This window comes from Undibacterium sp. Tian12W (assembly GCF_049339405.1).
In the GTDB taxonomy this organism is placed as follows: domain Bacteria; phylum Pseudomonadota; class Gammaproteobacteria; order Burkholderiales; family Burkholderiaceae_D; genus Undibacterium.
Map to the genome: position 1 here is coordinate 234041 of NZ_JBMPPK010000005.1, position 14743 is coordinate 248783.

Sequence of the window (14743 nt, forward strand, 5' to 3'; positions counted from 1 at the left end):
TGTCTTAACGCCTTACCACGGTGTACAAGCCAGTCGGACGCCACAGCAACACGGCGATCATCAGCAGGATATTCGACACCAGCGCCAGCTTGGGCACCAAGAAGCCAGCGTAATTGGCGACCAGCGCCATCAGCAAGGCACCGATAAAACAGCCGCCTACAGAACCCAGGCCACCAATGATAATGACGATAAACACCATGACCATGATGTCGCCGCCCATGGCTGCAGTGAGGCTCTCTTTGTATAAGCCCCACATGACACCACCGAGGCCAGCCAGTGCCGAACCGGCAGCAAACACCAGCACGAACAGGCGGCGTATGCGGTAACCAAGTGCTTCCACCATCTCGCCATTTTCTACACCGGCACGTATCAGCAAACCCAGCTTGCTGCGGTTCAGTATCAGGAACATCGCAACAAATACCAGCAAGCCAACCACGACAGCAATCAGGCGGTATTTTTCTATGGCGGCATCACCGAGCAGGATGGAGCCGCGCAAGCTGGTAGGCAATGGCAGCGGGATTTGCTCTGCACCCCAGATGACATTGATCATCTGTTCAGCAACGATCATGCCGCCCATGGTGATGAGGATTTGCTTCAAATGTTGACCATATACGGGCATGATGATGACGCGCTCGAAAGCCCAACCCAGCAGACCGGTTGCCAGCATCGCCAGCAGGATAGCCAGGCCCAGTGCGGTCAGATTCATTAGCAATGAATCTGCTTCCATCCAGCCATGCATCGGTAATAACACCAGCGTAGCGACGAAGGCGCCGACGGACACAAACGCACCGTGACCAAAATTCAATACATCCATCAAACCAAAGATCAGGGTCAGGCCGCTGGCCATGATAAAGATCATCATGCCCATGGCCAGGCCTGCGACGGTCAGGGTGATCCAGGTCGGGAAACTGCCCACCAGCGGCAGCATCAGCAAGGCCAGGGCTGGCACCAGTACCAGCGGCCAGATATCGCGTGGCGCTGTCGGCAGGCTGGCGACTTCTGGCTCGGCGGTATTATCCAGAACAGTATCTGTCATTATTCTTCCTCTTGCTTTATTGATGCGCGGCCAGTGACAAGCCCAGCAAATGCTGTTGCAGGCCATTGTCATCTGCCAGTGCCTGCATGCCGCCAGCATGGACGACACGGCCATCATCCATGACAGCCACTGTATCCCCCAGCTTGCGTACGAAATTGAAATTCTGTTCCACCAGCAAGATGGTGGTGTCGCTGGCTTTCAATTCATTGAAGGCAGCCATCAGGCTGAGGATGATGGCAGGTGCCAGGCCCTTGGTCGGCTCATCTACCAGTATCAGTTTGCGTGGTTCGACAATGGCACGGGCGATGGCAACCATTTGCTTTTGTCCGCCGGACAGATTGCCCGCCGGGTAATTCCAGAATTTTTTCAAGGCCGGGAAAAAGCCGCATATCCATTCAACACGATTATTATCGAGCGGGCCATTGCGTGCGGCCAGCAGCAGGTTTTCCTTGACGGTCAGGTCCGAGAATATCGCCATACTTTCAGGCACATAGGCAATGCCCAGTTGGGCAATGTCTGGCGTTGCCATGGCAGTGATATCGCGGCCATCGAAATGTATCTTGCCCTGACTGGCTTTCCACAGGCCCATGATGGTACGCAGGGTCGTGGTCTTGCCTGCACCGTTGCGTCCCAGCAAAACCGAGAGGCCACCGCGTGGCACCTGCATATCAACACCTTGCAGGATATGGTATTCGCCGATGTGGGTATGCACACCGGCCAGTGTCAGTATGGCTTCAGACATGTTGCTCTTCCCTGGTTTCCGGGGCGACGCCCAGATAAGCCTCTTGCACGATGGCAGATGCCATGACGCCGACCGGTTCGCCATCAGCCACCAGCGCACCGTTATGCAAGACGATGATGCGGTCAGCCAGTGAACGCACGACATCCATCTTGTGCTCAACCAGCAAAATGGTTTTCTTGCGCTCTGCCTTGACCTGATGGATCAGGTCCAGCACTACCGGCACTTCATCGACACTCATGCCTGCGGTGGGTTCATCGAACATCATGATTTCTGGTTCCAGTGCCAGCAAGATTGCGACTTCAAGTTTGCGTTTGTCGCCATGTGACAGTGCAGCGACTTTGTCGGACTTGCGGTCAGCCAGGGCAACCTTGTGCAGGTAATGCTCTGCCCGCTTCAACAGACTGGCATGCGCAGACCATAGAGAAAAAATGCTCAAACCCAGACCTGCCCTGCTTTGTACAGCCAGACGCACATTTTCCATGACAGACAAATTAGGAAAAAGATTGGTCAGTTGAAAAGCCCGGCCTATGCCCCTGCGTGTGCGCTCAGCCGCCCCTTTGCTGGTGATATCCACGCCAAACAAATGCACGCTGCCTGAGCTGGCAGGCAGTTGACCAGACATCAGGTTGAAGTAAGTGGTTTTACCCGCGCCGTTAGGGCCGACGATGACAGTCAGTGTGCCGGGATAAAAGTCTGCAGTCACCTGGTTGACGGCCACATGGCCGCCAAACCTGATACTCAGTTCACGCGTGGATAGTGAAGGTGCGCCACTCATTTGCTCGCCTGCCATCATCAGCGCTTGTTCTTGACCGGGACTGGCAACTCACTGGCGGGAATTTCCCTGACCAGTTCGAGCAAATCCCACTCATTTTTCTGATCTTTCTTGATCTTGAAATGGTACATGGCTTGCATGGCCTGATGATCTTCCTTGCGGAAATTCATCTTGCCTTTAGGCGTATCAAATTCCATACCTTCCATGGCCGTGATGAGTTTTTCAGTATCCGTGGATTTAGCTTTGCTGATGGCTGTATAGACTGCGCTGGCAGCGGCAAAACCACCGGCAGTAAAGAAATCAGGCGGGGCTTTATAGCGTTTATTATGCTCGGCCACAAACCAGTCATTTATCTTGTTTTTTGGAAAATCGTAGTAGTAATAAATTGCGCCCTGGGTACCTGCATAGGTTTTCCAGTTTTTCATGATAGGCAGGATATTGCCGCCAGGTGCCAGGGTAATGCCAAAGCGTTCTGGCTTCATGTCAGCCAGCTTGTTCATGGGGCTGGCGCCAGCCCAGATGATTTGCAATACACGCGGTTCCGGCTTGTCTTTGAGCACATCAAAAATGCGTTGCGCAGCAGCCGTAAAGTCGGTGGTGTTTTGCGCTGCATATTCTTCATGAACTACCTTGGCCTTGGCACCAACCGTGCTCAGTGCATCCTTGGCAGCCTTGACACCTTCACGGCCAAAAGCATAATCCTGCGCCAGGAAGGCGATACTGCCACCAGCCTTGATGGTGCTGGCCCCAGCCAGGCCATCCTGGGTGGAATTGCGGCTGGTACGGAAGATGTAACGGTTCCATTTTTCACCGGTAATCGCATCTGCCACTGCGGGCTCGACGATGAGTACTTTTTTGTATTCTTCAGCGACTGGCAGCATAGCAATCGCTGAGCCGGAAGAAGTGGTGCCAACTGCGATGTCGGCCTTGTCATCACCAAAGGCTTCTGCCAGCATGGTGCGGCCTATGTCTGGTTTTCCCTGGTCATCCTTGACGATGACCTTAATCTTGCGGCCATTGATTTCCATCTTACCGCCAGTCAGGTATTCCAGACCCATCATGAAGCCGGTTTCAGTTTCCTTGGCATAGGCTTCGAGTGCGCCGGTCTTGCCTGCAATGAGAGCGATTTTCAAATCCTGTGCCAAACTGCTGGCTGAGGCGAATACACTGCTCAGTGCCAGGCTCAGATAGACGAGTTTAAAGCGGTTTTTCTGTTGCATTTTGTCTCCTGCTAATTTTACGTTGTGGAACTGCATGCATTTTGTCAGCGGCATTTTCCATGCTCTTTTTTGTCTGTGCGCATAAGCATACTGCAAATCGCCTAATCGACTGTGGCTAAAAATTCCCTGATGGCTTTTTGCGCCTGCGCTTCCATGAGCATGGGCGCATGGCCCACTCCATTGACTTCAGCATATTGCATGTCGGGTGCCAGATCTTGCATATAGGCGAGCTGTTCAGGCTCAACCAGGTCTGACAGATCACCGCGTATCAGCAGCACAGGCCGGTTTCTGGCAAGACGGCGGAAAGCAAAATTGGCGACCCAGGATTTGCTTTTCAACTGACCGGTTTGCAAGGGACGGGCAATGTTAGGATCATATTGCAGCACGAGCTTGCCATCGATATTCTGAGCAAAAGCCCGCCTGGCCCACTTGCTCCAATCTTCCATACTATTGTCAGGAAAAGCAGATACATTCACCTGGCGTATGTATTGTGTGGCCTCATCCCAGTCTTGCACTTCCACGGTCTTGCCAGCAAAACCGGCTATCCTGCCCAAGCCCTTCGCGGACAAGGCAGGCCCAACATCATTAAGGACAGCAGCCGCAATCAAATTCAATTTACGCGCTGCCACCGTCATGGTGATGAGGCCACCCATGGAAGTGCCTATGAATACCGCCCGGCCTATGCCCAGGTCACGAGCCAGCTTGATGACATCATTGGCATACGTGACAGTATTGTAGTGCTCGGGGTCGGCGTCATGCTGGGAACGCCCGCGCCCCCGGACATCGACCGCAATCACGCGCCTGCCCTGTTCTGCTATCCACGGTGCCAGCTCTTCAAAGTCGCCAGAATTGCGGGTCAGGCCGTGTATACAAATGACTGCACATTTGGCCTGCCCGCCTTGCGATGGATAATCCCGCGCATACAGTTGCAGGCCATCGTTACTGGTAAAGCTGATGTCAGTGAAAGTAGTCACGCATTATCCTCTCGCTGTCACCGGACTAGAAACGGTATTCCACCGTGGCCGAGACTGTCCTTGGATTGCCATAGAAAGCTGTCGTGCTGCCTTCCAGACCCAGGGTTGGGAACAGGTAACCGGCGACCTTGTACTTGGTATTGCTGAGGTTCTTGCCATGCAGGCCAGCACGCAGGCGTTTGTCAGTGCTGGTCCAGACCAGACTGGCGTCCCACAACGAATAAGCATCCTGATCCAGCAGAGCATTTGGTGTTTCAAACTGGTTGGTCGCACCGCGATAGGAATAGCTGGAAATCAGTGACAGCGTGCCGTTCTTGCCTATCATGTTGAGCGGCCAGTCATAGCTGGCAGTCAGGTTGGCTGATTGCTTGGGGGTATTCTGGAATACCTTCTGGCTGGCGACATCGACACCGGCGACAATGAATTGCGTGTACTTGGCATCGATATAGCTGAACATGCCAGACAGGCGGAAGGCGTCGGTAATGCGCGCAGTTGCTTCCAGCTCAAAGCCCCTGATGCGGGCCTTGCCTGCATTGGTGGTGACGCCGGCGAAGTTGTCATCCTTGCCGTCACCATCGGTATCCACTGCGACTGAGCCAGGTATCTGCACGTTCTTGTAGTTACTGAAGAACAGGGCAGCATTAGTCATGATGCGGCCCTTGTCGAATTGCGACTTCAAGCCCAGTTCCACGGTTTCGATTTCTTCTGGCTCATAACCACTTTTTGCTTTAGTAAGGCTGATCTTGGTGCCAACCACATTCAAACGTGGATCAAAACCACCGCCCTTGAAACCTTGTGACCAGGATGCATAGACATTGTTATCGGCATTGGCTTTCCAGTTCAGTGACAGGCGCGGTGTGAACTTCGTGTCAGTACGGTCCAGATCGCTCTTCGTCAGATTGGTGTCTGTGCGGAACAGCACTGCACCGGGGTTGCCCATTTCAGGTGAACCCTTGGTGCCGAGATATAGCTGGCGCAAGACTGCGGCCTGACGTGTATCCGAGGTATAACGGCCACCGGCGGATACGCTGATCGTGTCTGACAAATTCATGCTGCCATCGGCAAATACAGCCCAGGCCTTGGTATCAACATCGCCCATGGTATACACAGACAGCGGCAATGCGCCATTGAGCAGGGTATCGAATTTGTTGTAGGCATTGGCATCAATGTAATACACACCGGCCACACCCTGTATGGTCTTGCCGCTATAGCTGAGTTGCAGTTCCTGGCTGAACTGACGGTTCTTGTACAGTGCGGGAGCTTCCAGATCGACCGTCGGCAGAGAATCAAAATCGATAGGCGCATAGGAAGTATCGCGGCGGCTGGCAGTAATCGATTTCAATGTCAGCTCATTATTGATCTGCCACTCCACCAGCGCAGAAGCGCCAGTCTGTTTGACTTGCTGGAGATGGCCGAGTGCCGAGGTCAGATTGGCACGGGTATCAAAAACATTATCGAGTATCGGTGCCTTGCTGAGATTGCCCACGGTCAGGCGATAACCATTCTTGGGGCTGGAGTCATCCTGGCTGGTATCTGCCGATACACGGATAAACAGGTTGGAATTTGGTGTGAATTCTGCGCTGAGGCGGGCGGCAGCGACATCCTTGTCGTAATTTTCTGCTCCGGTCAGCAGGTTCTTGCCGTAGCCATTGCGCTTGAACTTTGCCAGGCTGGCCCCTACCCGCAGGGTTTCGGATACAGGTGTACTGGCCGTCAGTACCGCATCGGTCTGGCCATAAGTGCCCACCGTGGCTTTCAGGCGTACATCGGTTTGTGGCTGCAATTTGCGTGTCACATATTTGACCGCACCACCTATGGTATTGCGGCCATACAAGGTACCCTGCGGGCCACGCAAGACTTCTATGCGTTCTACATCATAGATATCAGCCACGGCACCTTGCGGGCGGGCGATATACACATCATCGAGATAAATGCCGACGCCAGCTTCAAAGCCAGCCAGCGGGTCTTGTTGACCAACGCCGCGGATAAAGGCGGTCAGCGTCGAATTGGTGGCGCGCGATGCCTTCATCGTGGTATTAGGCAAGCTTTGCACCAGGCCGACGATGTCGGGGATTGCTGTCTTGGAGAGTTGATCGGCAGAGAAAGCCGTGACAGAAACTGGCACGTCTTGCAGGGATTCTTCGCGGCGGCGGGCGGTAACGACTACCGTGGTCGGCTCGGCATTAGCTGTTTCAGTCGTTGCTGGCGGTGTCGTAGTCTGAGCCTGACTGATGCCACTGCCTGTGACTGTTCCTGATGCGACCAACAATGCTGCAGCGGACCGACGTAAGAATTTCTGCCTTCTCTTGCTCTGATTCATTTCTGTCTCCTGTATTTTTTATGTGCGCCGTATACATTGTTGTATGTCGCATGGCAGGCAGTGTGCACGGAAAGAAAAAAGCCAGAAAGCGTATGCGCGCCCACCGTTTGTGCATAAATGCACATCAGAGTGAAGATAGAGCAATTAAAACTGCCCAGTTGTTGTGCAAAACCCGCATTTCTTGGTTTCTTGCAAAGCAGAAATGGAGAATGAGCTGTTGCAGTATGTGCTTTGCCGCACAATTGGTGCACAATTAGGGCATGAATAGCATGCCTGAATGGACTGACCTGCGTTACTTTCTGGAGCTTGCCCGCGCTGGCACGCTGTCTGGTGCATCCCGTCGTCTGAGCGTGGAACATACGACAGTAGCACGCCGCATAGACCGGCTGGAAAGCCAGCTAGGCTCCACCCTGTTTGACCGCAGCCGTGAAGGCTATGAACTGACCGAGATGGGACATGCCCTGCTCCCCCATGCCGAAGCCATGGAGAGCGCCGCCCTGACAGCGACTGATCAACTGGGTGCAGCCAGCGTCTCCGCCCACGGTGTCGTGCGCCTGGGGGTGCCGGAAATGTTTGGCACTTTGGTGATCGCCCCCTTGCTGGTACATTTGCTGAAAGACCATCCCGAGTTGAGTGTGGATTTATTGGTACAACCACGCTTTGCCAATCTGGCAACCCGTGAGGCCGACCTCGGCGTCATGCTTGATCCACCCAATACCGGGCGCTATGTGTTTACCCGCTTGGCGACTTTCCGCCTGAACCTGTATGCCTCGCCTGATTATCTGGCACGCCACCCGCCGATACGCAGCGAAGCAGACCTGGCTGAGCATGAATTTGTCGATTACGTACAAGACCGACTGGCCAGCAATGAACTCAACTTCCTCGACAAACTGGGCTTTACCCCCAAAAGGCGCTTATGCTGTACAGGCATGATGGCGCAATGTGAGGCTGCAGCGGCTGGCATGGGCCTGATCATGGCACCGCCTTATGCGATACCTTCCAGCGGTACCCTGGTGCCGGTTTTGCAAGACAGTTTCTTTACCGAGCGCTCTTACTGGCTGGCCGCACCCAGCGACCTGTATCGCTTGCAGAGGGTGCGGGTGGTCTGGAACCTGCTGCGCGAATATGCAGAACAACATCCATCTCTGTTTATGCATGCAGAAAGTGGCAAGTCCTGATATCGTACACTGCGTTACAAACTGGAAATCGACTAAAATCAGCTAGTCTGTACATGCGTCAGCGTTTCCTGGCACATAAGCCCCTCATATAACCGACAGCCAAGATTGGATAAGCAATTGCCCACTGCCGCTCTGGATACCAGCCAGTTACAAAACTGGCTAGCCGCCGTCGCCCGCAAAGACGCTCAGGCATTTAAATTTCTGTATGACGCCACTTCAGCGAAACTGTTTGGCTTCGCGCTGCGTATATTAGTTAAGCGTGAGTTGGCAGAAGAAGTTTTACAAGAGAGTTTTGTCAACATCTGGAATAACGCGGGCAGTTATCAGGCAGGTCTGGCAGCACCAATGACCTGGATGACAACTATCGTACGCAATCGCGCTTTCGACCTTTTGCGTCGTGTTGATCACGATGTGGAAATCGATGCTGATAATTTTGATATGGGAATCATGCAAGCCATGGAAAGCACTGAACCGACACCAGCACAGACGCTGGAATTGACACAGGATGCCAAAGCATTGGCGTCTTGCATGTCACGTCTGGAAGGTTTGCACAGGCAGGCAATGGCGATGGCATTTTTCCATGATCTGTCACACAGCGAAGTGGCAGAACACATGAAACTGCCGATAGGCACGGTAAAAACCTGGATCAGGCGCGGACTCGATAAATTGCGCACCTGCCTTACACGTCTGGAGGCATGATGAATTTGCACCAGATAAAAAATAATCCAGGCCTGCAAGAAAAACTGGCCTCTGAATATGTGCTGGGCACCCTGCGCGGTGGTGCACGTCGCCGCTTTGAGGCCTGGCTCAAACAAGATGCAGCCTTGCGCCAGGTCGTCGGCCAATGGGAAGCACACCTCGTGCCCATGGCAGAATTTACCCCTCCCGTGGCAGCACCGGCAACCGTCTGGCCAGCACTGGAAAAACGCCTGAACCTAAGCACCACCAAAGACCCATGGGCCTACTGGCGCAATTGGGGCAAACTGCGCGAAGACCTGGCGTTCTGGCGCGGCCTGGGCATGTTCTCAACCACAGCCGCCGTGGTGCTGGTATCTGTCTTGCTGAGCAAACAGGCGGATCAACAGCAGGCAACACCGCAAACCAATTACGTCGCCACTTTGTCAGATGACAAGGCACAGGCTATCGCAGTGATTACCGGCGACAGCAAACGCGGCCAGTTACAGATACGCATGGTGACAGCGCAAAACATCGCCGCCGACAAGAGCCTGGAACTATGGGCAGTGGGCAAGGATGGCAAAGTCAAATCGCTGGGCCTGGTGGCCGACAAAGGCATCATCACCCTGCCCATGCCTAAAGACATGACCGCAGACAGCGTACCTTTGCTGGCAGTAACGCTGGAACCCAAAGGTGGATCGGGTAATCCTGAGAAACCATCAGGACCGATTATATTCAAAGGTAACTGGGTGCAGATTTAAATAACACCACAATTGATTGGCTTAATTGGCATGAAAAAAACGGGACTGAAAAGTCCCGTTTTATTATTTGCAAAAAATCAAAGTCAATCGGAAATTTACGTCCTGGCTGGCAACAAAGTCCCAACCACTTCACCAAAGCCTATCCGTGCACAACCTTCTTTCTGTGCCCAGCCGCGCATGATGATGGCATCGCCATCTTCCATGAAAATGCGCTGCTCACCATTACTGAAAGTCAGTGCCTTCTTGCCACCTTCAGTGAGTTCCAGCAAGGAACCAGCTTCGTCTGCCAATGGGCCGGATTGCGTGCCCGAGCCCAGCAGATCACCAGGATTGAGGTTGCAACCATTAACAGTATGATGGGTAATCAGTTGCGCGATCGTCCAGTATGAATGACGGAAATTCGACAAGGATAAACGTTCGGCAGGTGCGCCTGCTGCACGCATTTTTTCCGTCTGCAACAAGACTTCAAGCTGCACATCAAAGGCACCTCTGTCACGCAAATCTGGTGCATCCAGATAAGCCATGGGTTGCGGGTCTTCTGCATCGCGGGTCCAGGCATGGCGGTAGGGTGCCAGCGCTTCCAGCGACACTACCCAGGGGGAAATGGTAGAAGCAAAATTCTTGGCAAGGAATGGGCCTAGCGGCTGGTATTCCCAGGCCTGCACATCACGGGCTGACCAGTCATTCAACAGGCACAGGCCAAAGATATGCGATTCTGCCTTGTCCATATTGATGACATCGCCAAGCGCATTGCCGGGGCCAACGAAGATGCCGATTTCCATCTCATAATCCATGCGCTTGGCAGGACCAAACACCGGCGTATCAGATGTCGGCGGTTTGGTCTGGCCTACCGGGCGGCGGAATTGCTGGCCTGATACACCGATGGATGAGGCGCGGCCATGGTAACCAATCGGCACCCATTTGTAATTCGGCAGTAAAGGATTATCAGGGCGGAACAACTTGCCAACAGCCGTTGCATGATGGACTGAGGTGTAAAAGTCAGTGTAGTCACCAATCTGCGCAGGCAAGGCAAATTCTGCTGCACTTTGTGCCAGCAGGCAGGCTTGCAATGCACCTTGCAGGCCTGCACCTTCACGCAAGACGCGTGACAGGGCCAGGCGCAATGCCGACCATACGGGCGCGCCCAAACCCATCAGGGCATTGAGATTGCTGGCATTGACGGCATTGGTGAAATGGCCGCCCTGCAATTCGGTATAACCGGCAAAAGCATGGGTGGCATGGGCGGCCGCCAGATCAAGTATCTGGTCACCAATCGCAATACCGATACGAAATGTCTGGTTGCTGCCCTGACGACGAAACACGCCGTATGGCAAATTCTGCAGCGGAAAATCCGTGTCAGCCTGATTCGCGGATGCTACCCAGCTGCGCAAGCCTACATCATGGGTTTCGTTAAGTTGTACCGTCATTTATTTTTGCTCCGGATTAAAATTTTTCTTGATACCTTGCCAGCACTGATAATAGTCAGCCTGCAATTGCGGCGCTTCCATGGCGGCGCGGGTAGGTTTGATGATATTACGCGTTTCTATCATGAATGCCATCGTATCATCGACTTTATGTGGCTTGCTGGTATCTGCTGCGGATGCCTTATCGAAAGTCGGCGCATCCGGGCCGTGACCGCTCATGCAATTATGCAGGCTGGCGCCACCAGGGCGGAAGCCGGCGGATTTGGCATCATACTGACCGTGGATAAGGCCCATGAATTCACTGGCGATATTGCGGTGGAACCAGGGTGGGCGGAAAGTGTTTTCAGCCGCCAGCCAGCGTGGCGGGAAAATCACAAAATCTATCGTATCCACACCCGGCGTATCACTGGCGGCCTGCAAGACCAAAAAGATGGATGGATCAGGATGATCGTAGCTGATGGAACCTATGGTATTGAAGTGACGCAAATCATATTTGTAAGGCGCAAAATTGCCGTGCCAGGCGACCACATCCAATGGTGAATGCCCTATCTTTGCCGACCACAGATTACCGCTGAACTTGGCCAGCAATTCAAAATCACCTTCCTTGTCTTCATACCAGGCAACCGGTGTCTGGAAATCACGCGGATTGGCCAGGCCATTGGAACCAATAACACCAAGGTCAGGCAACTTCAATATGGAACCAAAGTTTTCGCATACATAGCCACGTGCATCACCATCAGGCAGATGCACCTGGAAGCGCACACCACGCGGTATCACGGCGATTTCTTGCGGTTCTATATCGAGCAAACCCATTTCGGTACGGATATGCAGGCGGCCTTGCTGGGGAATAATAAGTAGCTCAGCATCGGCGTCATAAAAGAAACGTGACGTCATGTCACGGTTAGCTGTATAGATGTGGATGGCACAGCCGGTCTGCGCATCAGCCGAGCCATTGCCTGCCATGGTCATCCAGCCATCGATGAAATCTGTTGCTTCTGCCGGTATCGGCATGGGGTCCCAGCGCAATTGATTTGGCGTTGTTGGTGTCGCGCCGAAATCATTCGTCATGCGGCCATTGCTGGCTTGCTGGAAAGGCTGGTGCATGGCAGCCGGGCGTATGCGGTATACCCAGGAACGGCGGTTCACATGGCGCGGGGCGGTAAAGGCCGTGCCCGAGATTTGCTCGGCATACAGGCCATAGGCGCATTTTTGTGGAGAATTCTGGCTCTTGGGCAAGGCATCTGGCAATGCCTCGGTCGCGAATTCATTCGCAAACCCGGTCTGGTACTGCAGTTGAACTTCTCTTGCGTCATGCTTGCTCATAGCTGATCCTGCCATTCTTGATTGAACAGACTTGAACTTTAATGCAAAGCGCCTTGTTTTACGATATAAATACAAGAATGTACTACATTCATAAAATCAATAATGCTCGACAATAATATTGGACACTGATGCTGGAACCCAAAGACATAGACCTGAACTTGCTCGTGATCTTCCAGGAAGTGTATCAAGACCGCCAGATATCGTCTGTCGCGCGCAAGCTGGGCTTGTCGCAGCCAGCCGTCAGCAATGCCCTGGCACGGTTGCGGCGCAGCTTTGATGATGAATTATTTGTTCGTACGGCAACAGGCATGCAACCGACGGCGCTGGCAGAGCAACTGGCCGAGCCTGTGGCGCTGGCACTGACCCACATCACCCAGGCACTGAACCGGCAAGAGAGTTTTGACCCTGCCAGCAGCAAGCGCCATTTCACAATTGCCATGACCGATGTCGGTGAAGTGTATTTCATGCCTATCCTGGCAGAGCATCTGCATAGCCTGGCACCGCAATTACAGTTATCCACCGTGCGTGCCAGTGATATTGATTTGAAAACAGAAATGGAATCTGGCCGGGTTGATCTGGCGATTGGTGCTTTTGACCATTTGTCCGATGCCTGGTATCAGCGCCGTTTGTTCAGGCAAAACTATGTTTGCATGTTCCGGCAAAGCCATCCGCTGGCGGCAGACAGGCTGGAGATGAAGGATTTCCTGGCGGCGCGACACTTGATTGTTGCATCGAGGGAAAACCCTTATGCCAAAGTCAACCAAAGCCTGGAGAAAGCTGGCATCAGTGCCGCCAGCCATCTGCGCGTGCCGCATTTCGTTGCCGTTCCCTACATAGTCAGTTGCAATGACTTATTGGTAACCGTGCCACAGAAACTGGCGGAGCGCGCAGCCGCGCCATTTGGCTTGCGCTATGTCAAGTCTCCCTTGCGCTTGCCTGCCCTGCAGACCAATATGTTCTGGCACAGGCGCTACAATCAGGATGCAGGCAATCAGTGGATGCGCAGCCTGATATCTGATCAATTTCTTGAGTGAAGCTGTGTGACAAGGGCAATGCTGAAAATCCTTCATGTAAACTCTGAAAGCTTTTCTGCCATGCAATGTAGCTTATCCCCTACACTTGTAGAAATAATTAATCAGCTGGAGTAAACCATGCCCGTCATTACCTGTGTAGAAGACCTGCGCCTGCTCGCCAAAAAGCGCGTCCCAAAAGCTTTTTATGATTATGCAGACAGCGGTTCTTACACAGAATCGACTTACAAGGCCAATGCCAGCGATCTGGCAGCCATCAGGCTAAGGCAGAGAGTTGCCATCAATGTAGAACACCGCTCTACCCGCACTACCATGATAGGCCAGGAAGTAGCCATGCCGGTAGCAATAGCACCCACCGGGCTGACAGGCATGCAATGGGCCAATGGTGAAATGCTGGGGGCGATTGCGGCAGAAAAATTTGGTATCCCTTTTACTCTATCAACCATGAGCATCTGCTCGATAGAAGACGTCGCCAGTGTGACCACCAAGCCGTTCTGGTTCCAGCTGTATGTCATGCGTGACCGCGGCTTTGTCAAAGAACTCATACAAAGAGCAAAGAATGCCAAATGCTCGGCCCTGGTACTCACGCTGGATTTGCAGATTTTGGGACAGCGCCATAAAGACTTGAAAAACGGCATGTCGGTACCACCCAGGCTGACCCTGGCAAACGTCATCGACCTCGCCACCAAACCGGCCTGGGCCCTGCGTGCGCTGACTGGCCGCAAGACTTTTGGCAACCTTGTAGGCCACGTCAAAGGTGGCGATGGCATAGTCACGCTGAGCCAATGGACAGCCAGCCAGTTCGACCCCACGCTGAGCTGGGATGACGTCGCCTGGATCAAGAAAGAATGGGGCGGCAAGCTGATACTCAAAGGCATACTTGATGTCGAGGATGCCAAACTGGCAGTCGCTGCCGGTGCTGATGCCATCGTCGTCAGCAACCACGGTGGCCGCCAGCTTGACGGCGCGATGTCATCAATACAGGCATTGCCAGCGATCGTCGATGCGGTGGGCCATCAGACCGAAGTCTGGTTTGACGGTGGCATACGCACAGGACAAGACATACTCAAGGCCACCGCCTTGGGTGCCAAGGGCAGCATGATAGGTCGTGCCTTTTTGTATAGCCTGGGTGCGATGGGCGAGGCAGGTGTAACGACCATGCTGGAAATCCTGCAAAAAGAACTGGATGTCAGCATGGCTTTGACGGGGACCAAGGATATTCGTGAAGTCAACGCATCGAACATCATACGTGCTTAAATCATACGTGCTTAAATCATACGTGCTTAA

At 53.4% G+C, this 14743-nt stretch carries 13 protein-coding genes; 5 read left to right on the forward strand and 8 right to left on the reverse strand.

The features are described 5' to 3' along the window. Positions 1-4: 4 nt before the first annotated feature. From ACO0LI_RS08440 to ACO0LI_RS08465, 6 genes are all read right to left on the reverse strand, one after another. The gene (locus tag ACO0LI_RS08440) at positions 5-1036 is read right to left on the reverse strand and encodes a branched-chain amino acid ABC transporter permease (protein WP_423032245.1); all 1032 of its coding nucleotides are present in this window, start codon (positions 1034-1036) and stop codon (positions 5-7) included. Between the two features lie 16 nt (positions 1037-1052). Next, complete coding sequence (locus ACO0LI_RS08445) at positions 1053-1778, reverse strand: ABC transporter ATP-binding protein (RefSeq protein ID WP_423032246.1); 726 nt, start codon at positions 1776-1778, stop codon at positions 1053-1055. Beyond that, positions 1771-2568, reverse strand: a complete 798-nt coding sequence (locus ACO0LI_RS08450) for an ABC transporter ATP-binding protein (RefSeq protein WP_423032247.1) — start codon at positions 2566-2568, stop codon at positions 1771-1773. The genes ACO0LI_RS08445 and ACO0LI_RS08450 overlap by 8 nt, the downstream gene beginning before the upstream one ends. 2 nt (positions 2569-2570) lie before the next feature. Then, positions 2571-3770, reverse strand: a complete 1200-nt coding sequence (locus ACO0LI_RS08455) for a substrate-binding domain-containing protein (RefSeq protein WP_423032248.1) — start codon at positions 3768-3770, stop codon at positions 2571-2573. Positions 3771-3871: 101 nt separating this feature from the next. Further along, positions 3872-4744: an alpha/beta fold hydrolase gene (locus ACO0LI_RS08460; RefSeq protein WP_423032249.1), complete on the reverse strand. Its 873-nt coding sequence runs from the start codon at positions 4742-4744 to the stop codon at positions 3872-3874. A gap of 25 nt (positions 4745-4769) precedes the next feature. Continuing rightward, positions 4770-7064: a TonB-dependent receptor gene (locus ACO0LI_RS08465; protein ID WP_423032250.1), complete on the reverse strand. Its 2295-nt coding sequence runs from the start codon at positions 7062-7064 to the stop codon at positions 4770-4772. 260 nt (positions 7065-7324) lie between these two features. Here ACO0LI_RS08465 and ACO0LI_RS08470 point away from each other — a divergent pair, with 260 nt between their 5' ends. The 3 genes from ACO0LI_RS08470 to ACO0LI_RS08480 all read left to right on the forward strand — a co-directional run bounded on the left by ACO0LI_RS08470 (position 7325) and on the right by ACO0LI_RS08480 (position 9678). Then, positions 7325-8242, forward strand: a complete 918-nt coding sequence (locus tag ACO0LI_RS08470; RefSeq protein WP_423032251.1) for a LysR family transcriptional regulator — start codon at positions 7325-7327, stop codon at positions 8240-8242. Between the two features lie 117 nt (positions 8243-8359). After that, positions 8360-8941 (forward strand): sigma-70 family RNA polymerase sigma factor, encoded by a 582-nt coding sequence (locus tag ACO0LI_RS08475; protein WP_422949063.1) that lies wholly within the window; start codon positions 8360-8362, stop codon positions 8939-8941. Further along, positions 8941-9678: an anti-sigma factor gene (locus ACO0LI_RS08480; protein WP_422949064.1), complete on the forward strand. Its 738-nt coding sequence runs from the start codon at positions 8941-8943 to the stop codon at positions 9676-9678. Before ACO0LI_RS08475 ends, ACO0LI_RS08480 begins: the two co-directional genes overlap by 1 nt. Positions 9679-9773: 95 nt before the next feature. On the opposite strand, the gene fahA is transcribed toward ACO0LI_RS08480, so the two are convergent. Then, the gene (fahA, locus tag ACO0LI_RS08485; protein WP_423032252.1) at positions 9774-11105 is read right to left on the reverse strand and encodes a fumarylacetoacetase; all 1332 of its coding nucleotides are present in this window, start codon (positions 11103-11105) and stop codon (positions 9774-9776) included. Continuing rightward, positions 11106-12425 carry a homogentisate 1,2-dioxygenase gene (hmgA, locus tag ACO0LI_RS08490; protein WP_423032253.1) on the reverse strand — a complete coding sequence of 440 codons (1320 nt, stop codon included), beginning with the start codon at positions 12423-12425 and terminating at the stop codon, positions 11106-11108. Positions 12426-12553: 128 nt separating this feature from the next. On the opposite strand from hmgA, the gene ACO0LI_RS08495 reads away from it, so the two are divergent. Both ACO0LI_RS08495 and ACO0LI_RS08500 read left to right on the forward strand, forming a co-directional pair. After that, positions 12554-13459: a LysR family transcriptional regulator gene (locus ACO0LI_RS08495; RefSeq protein ID WP_162039416.1), complete on the forward strand. Its 906-nt coding sequence runs from the start codon at positions 12554-12556 to the stop codon at positions 13457-13459. 117 nt (positions 13460-13576) lie between these two features. Further along, the gene (locus ACO0LI_RS08500) at positions 13577-14713 is read left to right on the forward strand and encodes an alpha-hydroxy acid oxidase (protein ID WP_423032254.1); all 1137 of its coding nucleotides are present in this window, start codon (positions 13577-13579) and stop codon (positions 14711-14713) included. Positions 14714-14743 lie beyond the last annotated feature (30 nt).